General features: G+C 68.1%; 22 protein-coding genes. 9 read left to right on the top strand and 13 right to left on the bottom strand.

Annotated elements, in window-relative coordinates; genetic code table 11:
* Positions 1–339: 339 nt before the first annotated feature.
* The 4 genes from FV220_RS10680 to FV220_RS25480 all read right to left on the bottom strand — a co-directional run bounded on the left by FV220_RS10680 (position 340) and on the right by FV220_RS25480 (position 3,597).
* Positions 340–1,221 (bottom strand): aldo/keto reductase family oxidoreductase, encoded by an 882-nt coding sequence (locus FV220_RS10680; protein ID WP_147831266.1) that lies wholly within the window; start codon positions 1,219–1,221, stop codon positions 340–342.
* Between the two features lie 288 nt (positions 1,222–1,509).
* A complete protein-coding gene (locus tag FV220_RS10675) occupies positions 1,510–2,613 on the bottom strand; it encodes a helix-turn-helix transcriptional regulator (RefSeq protein ID WP_147831265.1) in 1,104 nt (367 codons plus the stop codon).
* Positions 2,614–3,002: 389 nt separating this feature from the next.
* Positions 3,003–3,281 carry a hypothetical protein gene (locus FV220_RS10670; RefSeq protein ID WP_147831263.1) on the bottom strand — a complete coding sequence of 93 codons (279 nt, stop codon included), beginning with the start codon at positions 3,279–3,281 and terminating at the stop codon, positions 3,003–3,005.
* 163 nt (positions 3,282–3,444) lie between these two features.
* A complete protein-coding gene (locus FV220_RS25480) occupies positions 3,445–3,597 on the bottom strand; it encodes a hypothetical protein (protein WP_018043771.1) in 153 nt (50 codons plus the stop codon).
* A gap of 326 nt (positions 3,598–3,923) precedes the next feature.
* On the opposite strand from FV220_RS25480, the gene FV220_RS26365 reads away from it, so the two are divergent.
* On the top strand, positions 3,924–4,055 hold the full coding sequence (locus FV220_RS26365) for a hypothetical protein (RefSeq protein WP_280529941.1): 132 nt from the start codon (positions 3,924–3,926) through the stop codon (positions 4,053–4,055).
* 112 nt (positions 4,056–4,167) lie between these two features.
* Here FV220_RS26365 and pqqA read toward each other — a convergent pair whose 3' ends face one another.
* From pqqA to FV220_RS10655, 3 genes are all read right to left on the bottom strand, one after another.
* On the bottom strand, positions 4,168–4,257 hold the full coding sequence (gene pqqA, locus FV220_RS10665; protein ID WP_018043773.1) for a pyrroloquinoline quinone precursor peptide PqqA: 90 nt from the start codon (positions 4,255–4,257) through the stop codon (positions 4,168–4,170).
* Between the two features lie 183 nt (positions 4,258–4,440).
* The gene (locus FV220_RS10660; RefSeq protein ID WP_147831261.1) at positions 4,441–5,256 is read right to left on the bottom strand and encodes a shikimate 5-dehydrogenase; all 816 of its coding nucleotides are present in this window, start codon (positions 5,254–5,256) and stop codon (positions 4,441–4,443) included.
* Between the two features lie 99 nt (positions 5,257–5,355).
* Positions 5,356–5,538, bottom strand: coding sequence for a hypothetical protein (locus tag FV220_RS10655; protein ID WP_147831259.1), 183 nt, complete (start codon positions 5,536–5,538; stop codon positions 5,356–5,358).
* 525 nt (positions 5,539–6,063) lie between these two features.
* On the opposite strand from FV220_RS10655, the gene FV220_RS10650 reads away from it, so the two are divergent.
* Complete coding sequence (locus FV220_RS10650; RefSeq protein ID WP_018043776.1) at positions 6,064–6,567, top strand: ferritin-like domain-containing protein; 504 nt, start codon at positions 6,064–6,066, stop codon at positions 6,565–6,567.
* A gap of 42 nt (positions 6,568–6,609) precedes the next feature.
* Here FV220_RS10650 and FV220_RS10645 read toward each other — a convergent pair whose 3' ends face one another.
* The 3 genes from FV220_RS10645 to FV220_RS10635 all read right to left on the bottom strand — a co-directional run bounded on the left by FV220_RS10645 (position 6,610) and on the right by FV220_RS10635 (position 10,175).
* Complete coding sequence (locus FV220_RS10645) at positions 6,610–7,938, bottom strand: LLM class flavin-dependent oxidoreductase (RefSeq protein WP_147831257.1); 1,329 nt, start codon at positions 7,936–7,938, stop codon at positions 6,610–6,612.
* 117 nt (positions 7,939–8,055) lie between these two features.
* Positions 8,056–9,165, bottom strand: coding sequence for a GNAT family N-acetyltransferase (locus tag FV220_RS10640; RefSeq protein ID WP_238254150.1), 1,110 nt, complete (start codon positions 9,163–9,165; stop codon positions 8,056–8,058).
* Positions 9,166–9,242: 77 nt separating this feature from the next.
* Positions 9,243–10,175: a hypothetical protein gene (locus FV220_RS10635; protein WP_056141782.1), complete on the bottom strand. Its 933-nt coding sequence runs from the start codon at positions 10,173–10,175 to the stop codon at positions 9,243–9,245.
* Positions 10,176–10,472: 297 nt separating this feature from the next.
* On the opposite strand from FV220_RS10635, the gene FV220_RS10630 reads away from it, so the two are divergent.
* Both FV220_RS10630 and FV220_RS25475 read left to right on the top strand, forming a co-directional pair.
* The gene (locus FV220_RS10630; protein ID WP_238254151.1) at positions 10,473–11,585 is read left to right on the top strand and encodes a hypothetical protein; all 1,113 of its coding nucleotides are present in this window, start codon (positions 10,473–10,475) and stop codon (positions 11,583–11,585) included.
* A gap of 58 nt (positions 11,586–11,643) precedes the next feature.
* Positions 11,644–11,805, top strand: a complete 162-nt coding sequence (locus tag FV220_RS25475; protein ID WP_018043782.1) for a hypothetical protein — start codon at positions 11,644–11,646, stop codon at positions 11,803–11,805.
* 26 nt (positions 11,806–11,831) lie between these two features.
* On the opposite strand, the gene FV220_RS10625 is transcribed toward FV220_RS25475, so the two are convergent.
* The 3 genes from FV220_RS10625 to FV220_RS10615 are packed head-to-tail and all read right to left on the bottom strand — an operon-like array spanning position 11,832 to position 15,224.
* Positions 11,832–13,169 (bottom strand): O-antigen ligase, encoded by a 1,338-nt coding sequence (locus FV220_RS10625; RefSeq protein ID WP_147831253.1) that lies wholly within the window; start codon positions 13,167–13,169, stop codon positions 11,832–11,834.
* A gap of 13 nt (positions 13,170–13,182) precedes the next feature.
* On the bottom strand, positions 13,183–14,145 hold the full coding sequence (locus FV220_RS10620; RefSeq protein ID WP_147831251.1) for a glycosyltransferase family 2 protein: 963 nt from the start codon (positions 14,143–14,145) through the stop codon (positions 13,183–13,185).
* A complete protein-coding gene (locus tag FV220_RS10615) occupies positions 14,145–15,224 on the bottom strand; it encodes an endo-1,4-beta-xylanase (protein WP_056141799.1) in 1,080 nt (359 codons plus the stop codon). Before FV220_RS10615 ends, FV220_RS10620 begins: the two co-directional genes overlap by 1 nt.
* A 268-nt stretch (positions 15,225–15,492) precedes the next feature.
* Between FV220_RS10615 and FV220_RS10610 the strand changes: the two genes are divergently transcribed.
* The 5 genes from FV220_RS10610 to FV220_RS10590 all read left to right on the top strand — a co-directional run.
* Positions 15,493–16,824: a hypothetical protein gene (locus FV220_RS10610; protein WP_147831249.1), complete on the top strand. Its 1,332-nt coding sequence runs from the start codon at positions 15,493–15,495 to the stop codon at positions 16,822–16,824.
* 100 nt (positions 16,825–16,924) lie between these two features.
* Entirely contained in the window at positions 16,925–17,905 is a 981-nt protein-coding gene (locus FV220_RS10605; protein WP_238254152.1) for a DUF6492 family protein, read from the top strand.
* 239 nt (positions 17,906–18,144) lie between these two features.
* Entirely contained in the window at positions 18,145–18,372 is a 228-nt protein-coding gene (locus FV220_RS25470; protein ID WP_056141808.1) for a hypothetical protein, read from the top strand.
* Complete coding sequence (locus FV220_RS10595; RefSeq protein ID WP_056141810.1) at positions 18,369–19,247, top strand: polysaccharide deacetylase family protein; 879 nt, start codon at positions 18,369–18,371, stop codon at positions 19,245–19,247. The genes FV220_RS25470 and FV220_RS10595 overlap by 4 nt, the downstream gene beginning before the upstream one ends.
* Before the next feature lie 324 nt (positions 19,248–19,571).
* The coding region (locus tag FV220_RS10590) for a GumC family protein (RefSeq protein ID WP_147831246.1) at positions 19,572–21,126 on the top strand (1,555 nt) is incomplete at its 3' end.

Genomic DNA, 21,126 nt, shown 5'->3' with positions numbered 1-21,126 from the left:
CTTGTGAAGCCGCCGCGTCTTGGCTGCTTCTTCTGCTTGAAGCCAATATGAAGTAATAATGCCCTCTCTGGCGTGCTGGCACGCACACGGCGCCGTGGATTAAAGGTGCCGGATAGGTCAGATGGGTGAATTATAACAAATACCAGCGCCATGTGCTTTGGATCGACAAGCACATGGCGGGGTGTTGTTCTTATAATCCCGGCCTGTCTCGGGAATGAGTGTCGCAGGGCCATTCGTGACGGACGTGCCTGTGCCGACAGCCCGATATCGAGACAGGCCGCCCCGGTCGCGTCGATGCGGAACGCTCCATCACCCAAGCGCCTCCCCTTCCCCGCCGCGTCAGCCTTCCACGGGGCGGGGGGCGATGCGGTCGAGCGCCGCCATCGTGTCGTCGGACAGGTCGAGGTCCGTCGCGGCCAGGTTTTCGCGCAGGTGCTCCACCGACGACGTGCCGGGGATCAGCAGGATGTTGGGAGAACGGCGCAGGAGCCAGGCCAGCGCCACCTGCATGGGCGTCGCGCCGAGCCCTTCGGCGATCTGGTTCAGGGCCGCCGACTGGATCGGGCTGAAGCCGCCGAGCGGGAAGAACGGGACATAGGCGGTGCCGGATGCGGCCAGGTCGTCGATCAGTGCGTCATCGCCCCGATGCACCAGGTTGTACTGGTTCTGGACACAGACGATCGTCGCGATGGACCGGCTCTCCGCCACCTGCCGCGCCGTCACGTTGCTCAGCCCGATCCGGCGGACGAGCCCCTGGCGCTGGAGATCGGTGAGCACGGACAGCGGCGCTTCGATGGAGCCTTCGGCCGGCCCATGCACGTCGAGCATGATCCGCAGGTTGACCACGTCGAGAGCCTCGACGCCGAGGTTGCGCAGGTTGTCGTGGACGGCGCCCGTGAGGTCCTCGGCCGAGAAGGCCGGGTTCCAAGACGCGTCGGCACCGCGCCTGGCTCCGATCTTGGTGACGATCACGAGGTCGTCGGGATAGGGGTGGAGCGCTTCGCGGATGATCTCGTTGGTGACGTGCGGTCCGTAGAAGTCGCTGGTGTCGATATGGTCGACGCCGCGCGCGACCGCTTCGCGCAGCACCGCGATGGCCCCGGCCCGATCCTTCGGCGGCCCGAAGACACCGGGACCCGCCAATTGCATCGCGCCGTAGCCCAGGCGCTTCACCGTGCGGTCTCCGAGGGCGTAGGTCCCGGCTCGTGCGATATCGGTCATGCATCTCGCTCCTGTGTGACGAGCGGGATCGTAGAACCTCGTGATCGGCGTGGTAATACGCCCTCATCCGCACGGGGGGGGCGCGACAGGGCGAACGGGTCGCGGGACGGCGTCGCAGCCTCGCGAGATCCACCATCGGCCAAAGGCTCTCGGCCGCCAAGATCGGGGAGGCGGTTCGTCTTCGGGCTAGAGCTGCGCCCGACCACGTTGGGTCGGGACACATCTCTAGGCCTTTGTCTTGCCGCGCTCTTTTTCGCCGAACCGGCATCCACTTCGACGGAGAGCGCTCTAGAGCCCGAAATGCCGGCTCAGGACGATCATCAGTTCGGTCTGACTGCCCGTGTCGGTCTTGACGAAGATCTTCTTCAGATGCGTCCGTGTCGTATGGATCGACATGCCGAGCCTGTCCGCGCATTCCCCGGTGCTGTGGCCGGCGAGCAGGGTGTGGCACAACTCGGCTTCCCGAGGCGTGAGCCCGTACGATGTCTTGAGGACATCGGCGTCGAGGTCCCCGCTTTCGTTGAGATCCGTGATCGTGAGGATCGCCCGGCAGCCATCGAAATATTCCAGGCCGGCCTTGCGGAGCGGCTGGGCCCGTAGGGTGAGGGGCCGCTTGGCCACCCTGCGGACGACGACCGGCGCCCGGGACAGGGAAACATCCTGCGGATCGGACCAGAGGGCGGCGGCGACATGGGCGCGAAGCCGGGCGGTCGCCTGCGCATCGGAGGGGATCACGAGTTCTCCCATGCGCACATTCAGATCGGGTCCGAACAGACGTTCCGCGCTGCTGCTCGCCCGCAGCACCCGTCCCGTTCTGTCGAGGAGCAGGCTCGGGCTGCGGACCGTTTCCAGGGCGTCGGCGATGCCCGTGAGGCGCGCCTCGCCGAGGCTATGGGCCAGTTGCGCGGCCCGGTTAAGGGGGGCGATGAGGCGCCGCAAGGCGATCTGGTCGTCCAACGTGTAGGGCCCCTGCTGGATGGTCCGCTGCATCATCATCACCCAGGCATCGTCGCCCGCCTGGACCATCAGTCCGGCGGACCATTGAAAGCCGTGGCTGTGCAAGTAATCGGCATAGAACGGTTCGGACCGCATCGCGTCAGGCGTGGCATAGTCCTGGTCGACGAACAGGCCGGTCCTGAGGAGCTTGGGCACGCCTCTGACGCGGTAGTCGTTCTTCGACCAGCCGCCGCGAAAGTATCCGTCGGCCAAGGCATCGAGACTGGCGCTCATCGGCAGGCCGGGCACGCGGCCCTTCAACGGGATCGCGACGACCCCCCTCGCGTCCGTCGCGGTCGCGATCCTGGCGACCGCCTTGTCCCAGTCATGCGACTGAAGCGCGGAGGTGACGAGCGAGTCTTCGATGTCCTGCAAAGTCTCGTCGTCGAGGTCCATCTCAGTCCTTCAGCGACACGATACGCTCCCGCGCAACGCCGCACACTATCGGCGATAGTCTGGACTAACCTGCCCGGATCGGATTTGAAAGACCGACCAGTTTTTTCGCATGGAAAGGATAATATCATCCGTCGAGACAGTATAGGTCGGTCGGATATAACGGTCGTCCGGCGCTCATTATTGAGCCGGGACCCTATCCGGGTCGACTGCCGGATCGTCGCTCGCTGAGGTTTCTCATCGTGCGATCGACGAACGATGCGCGCGAAGGCATGGGCGCGAAGGCATGGGCGAACGCGTCGAACGGAATCCATCCGGCCCTATCCGTGCCGCCCGCACCGCCATCGTCGAGGGGATCGGGCCAAGGGCGGCGCCTCGGTTTGTCGCCGCGATCAGGCCGGCTCGTAGGCCGTCGCCGACAGTCCGGTGCTCTCCGACGCCGTGTCCTGCGAGGGGGCACCCAAGGGGCCGGCATGAAGCCGGGCGATCAGCCGTGCCATGTCCTCGGGCATGTCGGCGGCGCAGTCGAGGCCGAAGGCGCGGTCGAGGGCTGGCATCGTGCTGCGCAGGAAAGCGTGGGACGCCTCCGCGCCGGGGCGGGGCGGGGCCGACGTCGTGGACGGAATGTGCAGGACGGGCGTGCCGAGGGTGGTTGTGGGTAGAGCGAGCATGGCTTCCACGGGGGTGCGCGACGCGCCTTGCGCGATCCCTCCGCCGGGCATTCGCGGCGGCCTGTCTCGTAAGGCCGCTCAAGCTAGACCGTACTGGTTGAACCGTAGCTGAAGGGCGCCCGCCGCCTTTGCCGCGATCCTGTCGCCGGGGCCGACTATGGAATCAGATGTAGTGCCGGAAGACGACCTGGCTCTGGGGTTCCTTCGTCTTGCCGCGCTCGGACCCGTCGACCGTGGGGCGGCTCTGGATCAGGGATGCCGGCATCACCAGGGTGACGAGGGCGAGCAGCCAGCGGAAGGGACGAGCAACGGTCATGTCGGGTTCCTGGGCTGAGTCGCGGTCGGAGCGTCACCTTGAGATCATGCGCCTATGGCGGCTGAATGGTTCATGGCTGGCCGCGATCCGTTTCGCTGTGCCGGCGCGCACATCGGCTCCGCCTCCCCGGGACGGCCCCGTCTTCAGCGGCGGTGCCGCCACGGACGAGGGGGCGAGCGCGATGGACCGCCGCCGGACCTCGTCTCCATCGCGCCGCAACCCGAGCAATTGGGTCTGACACGGATGCAGGCCCTGGTGGCGACGGCCATCGGCCGGGGAAGCTCGCCCCGGGAAGGCACGATGCCCTCGCGATCCGCGAGGGCATCGTGCCGGTTCACCTGAAGGCGATCTTCGGCAGGCTCGGCCTCAGGCGCCAGAGCGAACTCGCCATCATCGTGGCTCGCCTGGATGCCATCCTGCGCCGGCGGCGGGAGCGCGAGGGCGGCACCGAGCGCTGAGCGACTCAGGTCTTATCGGGTCCTGAAAACGCAAAAAGCCGCCCGGAGGCGGCTCGTCGCGGAGAGGTGACTCTCATGTCATGCGCTGGAAGCTCGAACGCTTCCGGCTGCTTCAGTTGAAGGTGTCGATCTCAGCCGACTCGTAGCTGGTGACTTCCATGCCGACACACACTTCCTGAACGACGGGGGCAGTCCAAGCCATGATGTTTCTCCTGCGTTGCAAGTCTTCTTTAGAAGACATCTCGATTGCGCGGGCTCACCGCGCTTGAGAGATACCTATTGCCCGCCCCCCGCCAAAGCAAGCCGAAAGGCGGAAATATCCTGCAGGAGTCCCTTAGTTTTCTCTCATGGAACGGCGTATGAAGCCTCATGAGCAGAGAGCGCGTCAGGTTCGGGCGAAGGCCGCAGCGTCGGCGACCTGATCCTCGCCCGGAATCTGCCCGGTATACAGGACGAACTGCTCCAGGGCCTGCAGCACCACGACCTCGTGGCCGGTGATGAGGCGCTTCCCCACGTCTTCGGCCGCGCGCAGGAAGGGCGTCATCGAGGGCAGCGCCACCACGTCGAAGGCGATGGTGCTGGCGGCGATCTGAGGGGCGGGGAAGGCGAGGGCATCGGCCTCCGGGCCTTCCATGCCCAGGGGCGTGACGTTGATGAGGAGCGGGGCCTGCGCCTCGCCGATCTCGGCGCGCCAGGCATAACCATGGCTGTCCGCCAGGGCCCGTCCGGCCGGCTCGTTGCGGGCCACAACCGTGCCGTTCGGGAAGCCCGCATCGCGCAGGGCCGCGACGATGGCCTTGGCCATGCCGCCGGAGCCGCGCAGGAGGAACGGCGTGAGCGGATCGACCTCGTGCTTTTCGAGGAGCAGGCGGATGGCGATGTAATCGGTATTGTAGCCGGTGAGGCACCCGGCCTCGTTCACCACCGTGTTGACGCTGTCGATGGCCGCCGCCGAGGCTTCGAGGCGATCGAGAAGCGGGATCACGGCCTCCTTGAACGGCATCGAGACGGCGCAGCCGCGAATGCCCAGAGCCCGTATGCCGCCGATCGCGGCGGTCAGGTCGGTGGTGGTGAAGGCCTTGTAGACATAGTCGAGCCCCATGAGCTCGTAGAGCCGGTTGTGGAAGCGCGACCCGAAATGGCCCGGTCGTCCCGACAGGGACATGCACAACGTGGTCTCGCGTCCGATCGGCGGCTTCATCGCGGTCTCCGGCTGGCCGGAGGCGCGGTGCGTCCCGCGTTCCGGCACCGGAGCGATACCATGTCCCGTGATGTGTGGTCCCGTGATGCGTGGCGCCCGTCAGAGCTTCCGGCTGCGGCCATCCTCAAGGATCGCCTCGGCATGGTACCAGCTGTCGCCGAAATCCATCCTTGGCAACGCCGTCGGCTGCGACATGCGCCCTGCGAGCTCCACCACGGCGTTGACGCCCTTCCGCATGCCCGTCGAATAGGCACGTGCGGGTGATGCGTTCTTTCTGGGCACGAAAGTGAAGATTTCGGCCGAATTCCGAGGTGGGCTCAAAGTCATGGTTCGACGTCTCCGATGGCTGCTGGGCGTTCATGCCCCCGACGTCTCGTGATGATATGAGCGGTGTCTGATATTTGCACCGGCTAAACGTACGAAAAACAGTACATGCCGGTAATTCGAGCATGCCTTAATTTGTTTCATGCGTCGAACGATGGTGCGCTGCCGCGGTTCGGCTCCTCAGCCGCTCCCCTGCCCCGGGCCGATCCGGTTCTCCCGCCCGGCGCCCGACGTCCGTGAAAGGGGCGCGGTCCATCGCCGCGGCGAGACGAATCCCGACCTCCGCCGCCTCATGTGGTCCGGAACCATCGCGGCGTGGATCTCTTGATCCGTCCTAGCAAGCGCGCGACGAAATCATGATGTCACCTGGATCGAGCTTTGCCGTGCAAAAATAATTGCGGGGTCACGATCAAGGCCATCGTCGATGAAAGCGCGCCGCGGCCTGTCCGATGCGTCACGAATTCACTCACGGAGGAACGAGCCATGGGCATTTTCACCAAGGACATCCAGACTCTCGACGACCTGTTCGTGCACACCCTGCAGGACATCTATTACGCCGAGAATCAGATCACCAAGGCGCTGCCGAAGATGATCGCCAAGGCGACCGCTCCCGAACTCAAGAGCGGGTTCGAGAAGCACCTCAAGGAAACCGAAGGCCAGATCGAGCGCCTGGAGAGGGTCTTCAAGATGCATGGTCATACGCCGAAGGCGGTGACCTGCCCGGCCATCGACGGCATCATCAAGGAGACCAACGAGGTTTCCGGAGAGATCGGCGACAAGCAGGTTCTCGATGCCGCCCTCATCGCCTCCGCCCAGGCGGTGGAGCATTACGAGATCACGCGCTACGGCACCCTCGTGGCCTGGGCCAAGCAGCTCGGCCGGGACGATTGCGCCGGCGTGCTGCAGCAGACCCTGGACGAGGAGCGCGCCACCGACGAGCGCCTGACACGTTTGGCCGAGAGCCAGGTCAACCGCCGCGCCGCCTGACCCGAGAACGCCGCCCTCCCCGGTCGGAGGGCGGCCCGTCCGTCAGGCCGGGAAGAACTGGTTGGCCGGGCGCGGCAGGCCGAGATGGTCGCGCAAGGTCGTGCCCTCGTATTCGGTGCGGAACAGGCCCCGCCGCTGGAGTTCCGGCACCAGGGTATCGACCACGTCGTCGAGGCCTTCCGGCACGAAGGGGAACATGACGTTGAACCCGTCGCAGGCCCGCGTCACGAGCCATTCCTCCATCTGGTCGGCCACCTCGGCCGGCGTCCCCACCATGGTGAGCCCGCCATAGCCGCCGACCCGCTGGGCGAGCGCGCGCACCGTGGCCCCGGTCTTCCGGGCATAGCCGACGATCTGGGCCTGGGCGCTCTTGCTGGCATTGGTCTCCGGGAGATCGGGCAGGGGCGCGTCGAGGTCGAAGCCCGAGGCATCGACGCCGAGGCGCACCGAGAGGTTGGCGATGCCGCTGTCCGTGGGCACGAGCGCATCGAGCCGGGCCTTCTTGGCTTCGGCTTCGTCGCGTGTCGTGCCGAGGACGATGAAGGCGCCGGGCAGGATCTTGAGATGGTCGGGATCGCGGCCGGCGGCGGGCATCCTGCCTTTCACGTCGGCGTAGAACTCCTGGGCGGCGGCGAGTTTCGAGCCGGCGCCGAACACCATCTCGGCGGTCTCGGCGGCGATCTGGCGTCCGGCCTCCGATGCCCCCGCCTGCACGATCACCGGCCAGCCCTGGACCGGGCGGGCGATGTTGAGCGGCCCCTTCACCTTCAGGAACTCGCCGGCATGGTCGAGGACATGGAGTTTGTCGGGGTCGAAATAGACCCCCTCCTCCACGTCGCGGATGAAGGCGTCGTCGGCCCAGGAATCCCACAGGCCGGTGACCACGTCGAAGAACTCGCGGGCGCGGGCATACCGGACCGCATGGTCGAGATGGGCGTCCCGGCCGAAATTCAGGGCCTCGTCCGGGTTGCCGGAGGTGACGAGGTTCCAGCCGGCGCGGCCGTTGGAGATATGGTCGAGGGAGGCGAACTTCCGGGCCACATGATAGGGCTCGTTATAGGTGGTGGAGGCCGTGGCGATGAGCCCGATCCGCTCGGTGACGGCGGCGAGGGCCGGCAGCAGGGTCATCGGGTCGAAGGAGGTCACGGTGGCGCTGCGCTTCAGCGCGGCCATGGGCATGTTCATCACCGCCAGATGGTCGGCCATGAAGAACGCATCGAACTTGGCCGCCTCCAGGCGCTGGGCGAAGCGCTTGAGATGGGGAAAGCTGAAATTCGCGTCCGGATATCCGCCGGGATAGCGCCACCACGCGGTGTGGATGCCGATCGGCCGCATGAAGGCGCCGAGATGCAGGCGACGAGGTTGGCTCATGCGGGGCTGTCTCCGTCCGGCCGATGAAAGCACGGTGTTGGAATACAGCAGCGGCGGGAGAAAAGGGTTCTGGTTTTTGCCGAGCTAGGCAACGACCATGCTGGGAAGCCGCCGCCCTCACGAACGGCGCTTGCGCCAGAGCAGGATGCCCCGGCAGGCGATGTCCCGCACCCGCCTGTCGAGGGCGGGATAGCGGCGCAGGGTCGCGACCATCCTCGCCCGCGCCGCGCCCGTCAGGCCGCGCCAGCCGAGCGGCGCGACGAGGTCCACCAGCGGCAGGGGCTCGACCCCGAAACGGCGTTTGTAATCGTAGTCGCCGATGCTGAAATCGAACGAGCGGCAGCCCTCTCGGTGGAGGGCCTCCATGGTCTTGTCGATCACGAGGCGGCCCGGCGAGCAGTTCGACCACCCCTCCCCGGCATTGCTGATGCGGATCATGACGTAGGTGTCGGCATCGCGGATGCCGAGCAGCGCGGCGACGACCTCGTCTCCCGCCATCAGGGCGCTGACGACGGCATAGCCGCGGCCGAGGCCCCGTCCGACCAGGCGACGGTAGAACGCGTCGAACTCGGCCTCGTCGAGGCGGTAATCGGCGCCGATGCTGCGCATGCGCGCCTCCTGCTGGCGCGCCATCACCTCCAGGACCCGCTGGGCCTCGTCCTGGTCGGTGACGATGCGGAAACCCGTCTCGGGCTCGCGGGAGAACACCCGCCAGCTTCGCTCCAGCTCCTTGCGCACGGTCTTGGCGAGGCTGCGATGATAGGCCTCCCAATCCGCGCCCGTCCTGACCTCGTTGCCGTTGAGCGGGCACGGGCACACGCCCCTGAGGAGGGACAGCGGATTGGGCCCGTCGGCCAAGGTCGTCGGCATCTTGCGCAGGGAGAGAAGGTCGGCGCGGGGCAGCGCGGAGCGGATCGCCCGCCATAGCTCCAGGGCGCCGGCATGGTCCCTCGGAGCCGCTGGGCCGAGAAGCGGCGCGTTGTAATCGGTGAGGCCGAGATCGGCGAAGGCGATGATGCGGCGGGTCCCCGTCTCGTCGATCACGAGGGGAAGATGCAGCGCGAGCGCGCCCGTCGCCCTGTCCCGCGCCGTCACCAGGAGGGGCGTCAGCCCGGCGCGGGCGTGGAGCGATTCGTACCAGGTCTCGATCCAGACCGGATCCTGGAACGGCGTCGGCGCACCCGTCCATCCGGGCACGCACTCCGTCCAGTCGGATGCGATCGCCACGTCATAGCTCCGCGCTCCGGACGCGCCGGTTCCCGATGGCGCGATGCCCCGGCGATGGGCCGGGAGCGCCGTCCCGCTCACGCCGGAGCGGAGAGTTCGAGGATCTGGCCCGGACGGGCCGCATCGAGGCGGAAATCGACGGCGCGGCGGGCCGCGCGCTCCTTCTTCACCCAGGCGCCGTCACGCAGCAGCTTCTGCATCACCGCCTTCGACCAGTAGCCCGGCCCGGTGATGGCGTGGCTCGCCGGTTCGCGGCCGAAGCGATGGCGCAGCATGCCGTTGGCGAGGTTGACGATCTGCTTGCGGCGGATCGGCTCGTCCACGAAGGAGACCGTCATCGACACGTTGAGGCAGTCGAGGTTCTCGACCCGGTGCGGCGCGTTGAGGGGCCAGCTCAGCATCTGGCCGGGCGACAGCTCCATCACCTGGGCATGGGCGTCGTACCAGGGGGCGTAGGGCATATCGACCTCCACATCGAACAGGGCGATGTCCTCGAGATGCCTCGGCGTCACGAAGGGCGGGGTCGAGGGATAGACGTAGACCCGCTTGGCGCCGATGATCTGCCACAGGTGCTGCCCCGGCAGGTCGGCATGGTAATAGACCTGGGCGTTGGGCGACGAGATCAGGATGCCGCAGGTGGATTTCGCCGGCGAGAAGCCGGGAACGCGCCGGGCCAGCTCCTCGAACATGGCGTCGAGCGTGTCGCGGTAGCGCCGGTCGACGGTCTCGACATTGCGCAGGTTGAGCCACATCCGCCCCTGGGCGATGGACTCGATCACCTGCGCGCCGGGAAGTCCCCCGGTTTCGCCCTCGCGCCAGAACTTGCGCTGACCGGGCGCGCCCATATGGACGAGGCTGTACCGGTCGCGCGGATAGGTGTCGATCAGGTCGGCCAGGGCCTCCCGCGAGAACAGGGGGGATTGGTGCAGCCGATGCTGGAGCCGCAGGGGCTGATGGCCCCAGAGGGCGCTGTGGGTCTCGTCCCAGGAGGTGAAGATCGGGTCGTTCATGGCTACGGTCAATCCGTATCGTGTCCCGCTGCTCTTCAGACGAGGTGGGTCGGTCCCCCTGCGGGACAGGGGCGATCCATTTCCGGACATCATATCCGACTGAGATGGAATCTTTGCATTCGCGGTGCCGCCGGGACAGGATTTCTGCGCGGGCCGCGTGAATACGGTGTCGTGCTCCTCGTAGAAGCGCCGTCGGCGGGCGGATCGAGCGCTTTAAACCGCTCGGGCGAAAGCCTTTCGCAAGCGATGGTCTGCTAGGCCCCCCCCCGGCCACATATTCTTCCGGAATCTCGCCGCATGACGCAACGCCCTGGACCGGGAGACACGAAGGCGCCCTCCCCTTGCCTCCATCTCATGGGAACGGGGCATCCGCCCTGCGGGGTCGGCGATTTCGCGGGCCAGCTGGTGGAGGCGCTCGGGCTTCAGGGCCGGCCTCAGGAGACCCTCGTGCTCGCGCCGGGCCGCGTGCCGCTCGGCCAGATCTGGCGCGCCGTGGGGAAGAGCCGCGCGGTCGTCGCCAACCTGCCCGTGGTCGCCTGGAAGCGGGCGTTCTCCGGGCCGCCTTCCGCTTTCGCCATCGCGCTTCTGCGAGGCCGGCGACGGGTCGCGATCCTGCACGAATGGGGCAGCCTGCACCGCCTGCGCCGTCTCGTGCTGAGGCCGCTTCTCCTCCTCGCGGACACGATCGTCCTCCTGTCGCCCCAGGTCCGGGACGAGCTCGCCGCCGATCCGGTGATCGGCCGTCTCGCCCGGCGGGCGGTGATGATGCCCCTGCCCCCGAACATCACGCGGCCCGAAATCAGCGTGCCGAGCGCCCTGTCCGAGCGGATGCGCGCCGCCCGCGAGCAGGGCCGTCTCGTGGTCGGTCATTTCGGCTCGATCTATCCGGGCAAGCAGCCGGAGGCGATCCTCGACATCGCCGCCAGCCTGAAGGCCCGCGGCGCCGACCCGCTCGTCGTCTTCATCGGTTCGTTCATCCGCGCCTCGGACGGGATCGAGGAGATTTTCCGCGCCAAGGTCGCGGCGCTCGGCCTCGCCGAGACCGTCGTGGTCTCCGGCTACGTCGCCTCGCCGGAGGAGCTGTTCGGCCTGTTCGACGAGGTCGATGCCTTCGTCTACGTCCTCCCCGAGGGGCTCACCGCGCGCCGCGCCAGCATCCTGGCCTGCGTCCAGGCCGGACGCCCGGTCATCGTCACCGAGCCGGCCCGCGCGGACGAGTTCGATCACCATCCGCGCTTCCGTGCGCTCCTGTCCGGCGGGGCCATCGTCCTCGCCCCGGGCGGCGCCGGACCGGAGGCCTATGCCGATCTCGCCCTGGCCGCGTCGGCACGGCCGACTCTGCCCCCCGCCCTCGATCGCCGGGTCTGGTTCGCCGATGCCGCCAGCAGCCTGAGGGATGCCCTCGGCTGATGGTCCGGGGGTGCGAACCTTGCCCTTTCGCAGCGATCGAAGGGCAAGGAGACGCGTCATGACCCAATCTGACCCAAGCGGCGTTCCGGAAACGAGCAGGTCCGGCTGGTCCGGACACTGGGCGGTCGGCGGGCTGGTCGTCGGCTGCGTGGCGACCGTGCTCTGGTGCGGCCTGCTGATGACCCTCGGCGGCTGGGCCGTCGGAATCATCGAGTTCTGAGGGCGCCATCCCGAACGTGGGGCGTCTCACGCGCTGCGGAAACGGGCGAGGTAGCGCAGGCCGAAGACGGAGATCAGGAAGGTGACCCAGACCGGGTCTCCTCCATCGAAGAAGAAGCTCTCCATGCAGGAGAGCAGCAGGCCGAAGAGCCAGACCTGCACGAACATCGTCACCAGCGGGTCGGCCCGGCCGTTCGCCTCGATCCTCATCACGTCCCGCAGGGGGGCGGCGACGAAGATCGCGAGAACGAGAACGAGGCCGGGCAGGCCCAGGGTGACGGCGGTGTCGAGATAGCTGTTGTGGCTGTGCGAGGCGTATCCGGCCCAGCTCGACCCGTCGTCTGACGCCGCGCGCACGGTGACGTTGTTCCAGAATGCCGAGAAGCCGTAGCCGGTGAGCGGACGCGCCGTAAGGGCCGCGATGGCGAACTGCCACACATCGGTCCGACCGGTGAAAGTGGAATCCACGGGCAGAGCCCGCACGACGGCGGCGAGGGGCTCGCTCACCACCGTACCGACGCTGAACAGGTTGATCGTGAAGAGCGGAACCAGAGTGAGGAGGATTCGGCCCGCGAACGAACGGATGACGCCGAACAGCCCCGTGATCGCCAGCACCGCCACCAGGAGCGCCGTCGCGCTCTTGCCTTCCGAGCCGAGGAGGAACAGCACCGACAGGGCGACGATGACGAGGCCCACCGTCGCGAGCCCCGAACGCGCCACGGCGATGCCGATGAAGACCAGCATGGCCATGACCGCCGCCGCACTGTTCTTATGGCCGAACACGCCGCGCCAATTGCCCGCGAGCATGGGCTCCCCCACGTCCTTCGCCTGATGGATGGCGAGGTCCGGTACGAGCAGCATACCGAGATAGCAGGCGCCCAGCAGCAGCAAGGAGGCGATGGCCAGGAGGTTGCGCAGATCGGTCCTCGACCGCGCCAGCAGGGGCAGGCAGGCGGCTGCCAGCATCACGGAGCCCGCGAGGGTCAGGCGCTTGGCCGACGTCACGGGATCCTGCGACAGCACGACGTTCACGGCGAGCCAGGCTCCGAGCGCCAGGAACCAGGGCGAGGCGAAGCCGCGCAAGGCTTTGGCGTGAGCCGGGAGCGTCAGGGCGAGGCACAGCAGCGCGAACAGGCCGAAGCCCGCATAGGTGAGCCCCTCCCGCCCCGTGGCGAGTTCCAGAACGTCCGGATTGCTGAGATCCTGGAACGGTTTGAGCGAGATCCAGCTGAGCAGCAGGACAGCGAGGAAGACGACCTTGCGCGCGATGAGGATGGCGGGCGTGTCCGCGAGTACCGCCTGCAGGCGGCGCCATCCGCCCGTCGCGGCCTCCGATGCCGGCACTCCGATCGCCCCCGTCTTCATCGACCCGCCTCCCTCATTTCCCGCGCGTCCGCAGGCGCGGGGTGCTGACGCGGTAGGGCTGCGGCTCGATGCCCAGGGCCGCGAAGCAGCGTCCGAGGGCCACGAGGATCGGGTGCAAGGCGATGGTGGGTTCCCGTGTCCGCACCAGATTGAGGATGGCGCGTCCGAACGAGACCCCGAAGATGGCGAAGGATTTGCCGGCCAGGGTCACGAGGCCCAGACTGCCCTGCGCATGCTTGCGCTCGATCCGGTAATTGATGGCGCCGATCCGCAGGCCGCGTGCGGCGAGCCATCCCGTCCGCGTGCGGGCGAGAGGCACCGTCTCGGTGATGACCGCATCCGCCTCCCAGTAGAAGGTCACGCCGGAGCGGCGGGCACGGGTGAAGAAGTCGGTGTCGCCGCCGCCGAGGAAATTGTAGCTCGTGTCGAAGGGCGGAGCTCCCATCAGCGCGAAGGTGCGCCGCGTGATCAGGCAATTGCCGCTGCCGTAGATCATCGGAACCGGCCCGCTCTTGTCATAGGCGGGGGCGAAGGCGGGGTGGGTGTCGAGGCCGGGCCGTGTTCCCGGTTGGAAGCGGGGGATCACCGGGCCGCCGACGATGCCGGCTCCCGTGCGTTGCGCCGTGGCCACCATGCGCTCCAGCCAGTCGGGCTGTGCCAGCTCGTCGTCGTCGATCATCAGGAAATAACGGGTGTCGGGATAGGCCGCGAGGGCAGTGGTGAAGGCACGGTTGATCGCCGAGCAATTGCCCTGGCGCTGCTCGACCACGCATTGGCCCTGGAGCGGTCCCTTCGCGAACACCGCTTCGGCGGCCGCCAAGCCGGCCTGCGACGCGCCGTCGTTGTCCACCACCACGACGGCGAAGCGGAGGCCGGTCCGCTGGCGCGCCAGGGAGGCGAGGGTCTGGACGAGGTGCTCCGGCCGTTTGAAGGTCGGGACGCAGACCACCGCGTCGAAAGGATTGGCGCGCGCCATTACGACGCGCTTCCGGTGAAGCGCTCAATCACATTCATCAGCGGCTTGGGCCTCAGATCGGAATCCAGGGGGAGCGGCCGGTTCGCCGTGCCGTCGGGACGGGTGAAGTATATCGGGACCCAGGTATAACGATCCGTAATACCCCAGGTAAGGACCTCGCTCGGTGGTATCACCTCATCCACGATCCGGAGGAAGTCGGCCGCTTTCCGCGCGATGATCTCGTCGCGGATGGCGACGTCCGTCGGCAGGCCGACATCGATCACGTCGAGCTCGGTGATCAGGACGTCGAGCTTCATCGCCGCGATCTCCCGCAGGAAGCCCTGAAGGCCGTCCCGGTCGATCTCCCGGTCGGCGAACAGGTGCGCTTGCAGGCCGATGGCGTGGATCGGGATGCCCCGGTCGAGAAGGGAGCGCGCGATGGCGAGGATGCCGGCGCGCCGCATGGCGAAGCGCGGGCCGACATACTCGATGTCGTATTCGTTGAGGACGAGCCGGGCCGCGGGATCGGCCGCGTGGGCGGCCTTGAAGGCGATCGGGATGTATTCTGCCCCGAGAGTCTTCGTCCAGACGAAGGAGCGCAGGTCCTGCGGCGAGGCCGGATCGTCGGGCATCGGCTCGTTCACCACGTCCCACGAACCGATGAAGCCGCGATAGCGGGACACCACAGTCTCGATATGGCCGGTCAGCACCCATTCCGCCTCGACCCGGCTGGTGATCGCCTCCGCCCAGGCCGGCATTCCGCCATACCAGGCCAGGGTATGGCCGCGCAGGCCGAGCCCGTTGCGGCGGGCGAAGGTGGCGATCCGGTCGGCGTCGCCGAAATCGAACGTCTCCCGGTTCGGCCGCAGGACCGGCCATTTCAGGGCGCCCTCCGGCACCAGCAGGCGGCACCTCTCCGCGAGGGCGGCACCGTAGCCGGCATCCGCCATGAGCGCGTCCCCCCGGACGGCGGCGCCGAACGGGATCGTCTTTCGCGGAGCGGCGAGGACCGGACGGTCGTGCAGGATGCCTCCCGCGCCAAGCACGCCGCCCAGGGCTCCCTTGAGGATGGACCGGCGATGGGGAAAGCCCTGTCTCATGCCGAAACCTCGCGACGGGTGGGAAACGTCCAAAACGGCACACTCCGCCGGGGCATGGCGAAGGATTTTGCAAGTTCGGGTCCGCACATGAGATAATAGACGTCCCGATACGTTCGATCGGTGCGGCATGCCGTCCGCCGCCCGGCGATCGAACCATGCACCTTAGCGCCAGAACTCGACGGCGCCTCGTTCCGACCCGCCCGCCTCGGGCGAGGCCGGCCCTCCTCCTGCCCCGTTTCGTGGCACGGGCTCTGCGGATGCATCGGCCATGACCGCCCAATCGTCCCGAAATCCGACACCCGGCGCGGGACGCCGCCTCGGGAGCCTACGCCTCGCGCCCTTGCGCCTCGTGGCCGGCGCATGGTCGACCCACCGCACCGTGCTGATCGGCTACGGCCAGCTCCTGGCCGGCGCCGGCGGGCGCCTCGCGCTCCAGATGATCTACTTCCTGGTTCTCGCCAACACGCTGAGCCTCGCGGAGATGGGCGTCTTCGCCTCCGTCTCGGCGGCGGGCGTGATGATCGGCTGTCTGGCGGGCTTCGGCTTCCAATCCTTCGTGATGCGCTCTGCCGCCGGCCGGCGCTCGTCGATGGGAGGATATCTCGCCGTCTACTATGCCTGTTTCGGGCTCGCCTTGCCGATCATGCTCGGCCTCTCGCTGGCCCTCTACGTCCTGCTGTTCCGCAACGTGATCGCCCTGCCCGGCTATCTCGCGATCATCGTGGTCGAGGTGGCGCTGTGGCGCCAGATCGAGCTCCTCGTCCAGGTGAACAACGGACTCGGCCGCTACGCCGCCGCGGCCACCGTGGTGTCGCTTCCGGTGGGATTTCGCGCCGCCGCCGCCGTGGCGTTCTGGGCCGCGGGCGGTGGCGATGCCGAGACCTGGGCGCTCTACTATCTCGTCGGCAACGCGGTCTCGGTGACCGTCCTCGCCTTTCTCTTCCATCCGCGCACGCGGATGCGGTTCCGCGCGGTGCTGCTCAAGGGCCGGCTGCGCGACGGGCTCCTCTACGCCGCCTCCTACTTCATGTTCCTGGCCCAGGGCGAGATCGACAAGCTCATCGTCCTGACGCTGGCCGGCGAGCGCATGGCGGGCATCTACGCCATCTCGATGCGACTCATCGATCTCACCGGCGTGCCGCTGCGGCCGATGTTCATGATGTATTCGCGCAAGCTCATCCAGGCCGGCCGCGCCACCCGCGCGTCCTTGCGCGAATGCCTGAAGGTGGAGGCGATGGTGGCTTGCGTCTCGACGGGCGCCCTCGTCTTCATGGTCGCCGTCCTGCACATCCGGCCCGACCTTCTCGGCCCGAACGTCTCGGCGGCCTACGGCATGCTCACCGTCATCGTCGCCGTGCCGGCGGTGCGCAATCTCCTCGAATTTCAGGGCGAACTGTTCTTCGCCTTCGGCCGACTGGGGGTGCGCGCGGGCGTCACCACCGCCCTCATCGCCTTCAAGGCGCTGGCCTTCGTCCTGCTCCTCAAGGCGCTGCCCGATCCGGCGCAGTGGAGTCTGTGGCTGAACGCGATCTATGTCGCGATCTACGCGTTCTCCTTCCTGACCCTCTACGGACTTTTATGGCGGAACACGGCACCGTGATCGCGACACCCCGAGACAGGCGCCCTCCGATGACGGAATCCTTCACCCTTCCCGGCGCAGGGTCCCCCCGATGAGGGGCGGCGGATCGAAGGAGATGGGCATGAAGGCCGAGACCGGAGACCGTGCCGTCGCATCCGCGGGGCAGGACCGGGCCGAGCAGGATCGGGCCGAGACGGTGGGCCTGATCACACTCAGCCACCGGGGCGATCTGGAACGATGCGCCCTGCTGTTCGAGAGCATCGATCGGCACGCGGCGTCGCGCGGCTGCCATTACGTCCTCGTCGACGAGAGGGACGTGGCGTTGTTCGCGCGCTTTGCACGTCCCGACCGGCGGATCCTGCCGCAGTCGCAGTTCCTGCCGTGGTGGATCAAGCCGATCCCGTTCCTGCGTCGGCGCCGGCTCCGCTACTGGCTCACGCCGTTCGGTAAGCCGGTCAGCGGCTGGCACATCCAGCAGATCGTCAAGATCGAGGCCACGCGCAGGCTGCCGGAGGCGCGCTACTGTCTGATCGATTCCGACGTCTGCTTCTTCCGGGACTTCGACCTCGCCGCCTTGGCCGAGCCGAATCCGACGCCGTTCCACGTCCATCCCGGCGGTGTCGTGGCCAACCGACCGCGCCACATCCAATGGCTCGGCACCGCGAGCCGGCTCCTCGGCACCAAGCCCCAGAGTGTGCCCGCCGACGATTACATCGACCAGATCATCATCTGGGACCAGGCGACGGCGCGCGCGATGACCGACCGGATCGAGGCGGTGACCGGCCATGGCTGGGTCGCCGCCCTGTGCCGGGACCGTCATTTCTCCGAATACATGATCTACGGCACCTTCGTCGCCAACACGCCCTCGGCCATGGAGCGGCACGCGGTGACGGCGCAGAGCTTCTGCCGGACCCATTGGGACGACGATGCCCTGAGCGGGGCCGACATCCTCGCGATGCTGGACGCCGCCACCCCGACGGAGCGGGCCTTCTGCATCCAGTCCTTCGGATCGACGCCGCTCGCCACCATCCGTGCGAGTCTCGACGCGTTCCGTGCCGGGGATGGAGCGGAGCGCCCCGATCGGCGGACGGAAGCGGCATGAGGCGGCCCCCCCGCGCCTAGACTTGCCGAGGCCGGGCGCTCGCGGGGGAATTAAGGACGGAGACGATCGGCACGCGTGCGAATACGTTTCCGCGCGCCCGGTACTTGGAAAAGTAAGATTTGCCGTGTCATGTGCGAGAGCACGGTCGACGCACTTTACCGGAAGGCGGATCCCCTCCCATGCTCCCGCAGAAGTCCTCGCTCCCGTCTCGCCCCATCAAGACGGAATAGAGACGGCGCATGCAGGCCATGGCACGGGACGACACAGCCACGATGGCGCGACAGGTCGCGTTGGGCGATCTCCACCACGATACGGAGATGCCGGCCGGCGAGGCCGGGTTCGGCGCGGAGACGCGGGTGCGCCGTCCTCGGCCGGCCAACCTCGCGGCGGGACGGCGCATCAACCCGAGGCGCGGAGACGATCATCTCGTGCTGCGAAAGCGGTCCGGGCATCCGACGCCGCAATGACCCCCGACGCCATCCTCGATCGCGACGCGACCGAACTCAAGGCCCGGCTCTCGCTGCGGGCGCGGCTCTCGCATCGTCTGTCGCGGCATGTCCCGACCGCGCCCGCGCTCCCCCGCCTGTCCGGCCCGATGGTGAGCATCACCTTCGACGACGTGCCGGACACGGCCTGCAGCACAGGGGCCGCCCTCCTCGACGCCCATGGCGCCAAGGGCACGTTCTACGTCTCCCGCACCCTCCTCGGCACCGCCACCGAGCATTGGCGGGTCGCCGGGGTCGAGGCCTTGGCGGAGATCCATCGCCGCGGGCACGAGATCGGCTGCCACACCCATGACCACAGCCTCGTTCCCACCCTCGACGCGCGGGACTTCGCCGCGGATATGGGGCGCAACCGGGACGCATTCGCCGCCCTCCTGCCCGGACTGACGTTGGAGAACTTCGCCTTTCCCTACGGGTATGCGTCACTGGCCGCAAAGCGCGTGCTGAGCCGGACCTACGGGTCGGGCCGCAGCATCATGCCGGGCGTGAATACCGGCCGCATCGACCGCTACTTCCTGCGCGCGAACCCACTCTTCGACCGCTACCTCGACACGGGTCTCCTCGCCCGCCTGATGGAGGAGGCGGTGGCCCGCAACGGCTGGGTCATCTTCTTCGGTCACGACGTCGCCGAGGGAGCGAGCCCCTATGGCTGCTCCCCCGGCCTGCTGGAGGCCACCCTCGCGGCCGCCGGCCGGCGCGGCATTCCGGTGGTCTCGATCGCGCAAGGGATGGCGCGGGCGCGTGGTGTCGCCGCGGAGCTGTGCCCCATGGAGGAGGCATCCCGTTCGTCGAGCGAGGTCTCGGTGCGGCTCGCGGAGGGCGGCTCGCGCGACCCGTGATCCCGACCGCATCCGGGGGGCTTTCCGTCCCGTCCGGCGTGGTGACGACACCATGTCGTCAAGACGTCGCATCCGTTTCGGTCGGGCCGCGTAAAGACGTGATTCATCATCGTTTCGCGTCGTGACGCATTCATTGATGGTCGAGTAAGAATTTAATCTAATCTGGACTCGCGGTTGCTATTCCCTCGTGCATTCCGCCGCGCACTCCGCGAAGTGTGCCGGCTCGGGACAGGAGCGGATGGAAACGGGATCGTCCAGTCGGCAATCCCGGTGCGCGCCGGACCCCGTTTTCCGTCGAAATTCCGCGATGTTGGGAGGCGATTGATGTTGGTCTACGACGATCCCCCGGCATCCGGCAGGCCCGGTGCGGCCGAGCCGGAGCGGAGCGCGTATCGCCTGTCCGTCGGAGGCGTGTTCTCGGCCCTGCGCCGTCGTATCGTCTGGATCCTCGCCTGCGCCCTCGTTCTGGCGGGTCTCGGCCTCGCCGTGGGAAAGATGCTGACCCCGCGCTACACCGCCGAGGCGCAGATCTACATCGACCCGCGCGACCTGAACCTGGTCTCCCGCGAGCTGACCACCGGCGGCCAGGATTCCAACGCCTATCAGAGCGTGGTGGAGAGCCAGACCCGCCTCATCACCTCCAGCAGCGTGTTGCGCCGGGCCGTCGATGCCACCGGCCTCACCAAGGACGACGAGTTCGCGGGCGCGTCCGGCGGGATGGTGTCGAAGATCGCCGCCGCCCTGGGCCTCGGGAGCCCGGCCGCGCCGCCGGATGCCGAGGGCGAGGCGAATGCGGCGATCGCCCTGCTGCAGCAGCGCCTCTCCGTGCGCCGGACGGGCCGGACCTACGTGATCGACGTCTCGGTCTGGTCTCGGGACGCGGCGAAGGCCGCCCGCCTCGCCAATGCCGTCGTGGCGGCCTACCTCGCCGAGGATGCCGCCAGCCGGACGGAGGCGGCCAACCGCGCCAATTCCGGCCTCACCGCGCGCCTCGGCGAGTTGCGCAACGCCCTCAACGCCGCCGAGAACCGGGTTCAGGCCTACCGGGCCGAGACCGGGCTCGTGGGCACCCGCGACGCCCTCGTCAGCGATCAGCAACTGACGCAGATCAACGCGCAGCTCGCCGCCGCCCGCGCGCGTGTCGTGGAGGCGCAGGCCCGCGTCGAGCAGAGCCAGCGCATCGCCCGCGCCGGCCTGGATGCCGGGGCGACGGACGATGTCCTCGCTTCGCAGACGGTGGCCGGTCTGCGCGGCCAATACGCGGAACTCACCCGTCGACAGGCCGAACTCACCAACGAACTCGGGCCACGCCATCCCGCCGTCACCTCCATGGTCAAGCAGGTCGCCCAGGCGCGGCGCTCCATCGACCAGGAGGTCGCCCGCTTCGCCCAGGCGGCCCAGACCGACCTCGCCAAGGCGCGGGCCACCGCATCGGCCCTGGAGAAGAACTTCGACCAGGCCAAGGGCCGCACGGTCGGTCTCGCCCAGGCCTCCATCCGCCTGCGCGAGCTCGAGCGGGAGGCCGAGGCCAGCCGCTCGGTCTACGAGGCCTTCCTCACCCGCTCGCGCGAGACCGGCCAGCAGGCCTATCTCGACATGGGCAATGCTCGTGTCGTCTCCGCGGCGACGAAGCCGATCATGCGCAGCTTCCCGCCGCCGGCGCGCACGCTGATGGTGATGGGCCTCCTGGCGGGCCTCGGCCTCGGCGCGTTCCTCGCCCTGCTCGATGACTGGGCGCGTTTCGGCCGGCCGGAGCGCGTGTCGAGGCCGGCCCGGGCCTTCGCGGCAGCGCGGGCTCCCGAGCAGACGCAAGCCGAGGAGGCCCCGCCGGCCAGGGAAGTGCCGCGGGCCAAGCACGCTCCCGAGCCGACCCGCATGC

The organism is Methylobacterium sp. WL19, assembly GCF_008040005.1.
Lineage (GTDB): Bacteria > Pseudomonadota > Alphaproteobacteria > Rhizobiales > Beijerinckiaceae > Methylobacterium > Methylobacterium bullatum.
This window is presented reverse-complemented; position numbering and strand designations above follow the sequence as displayed.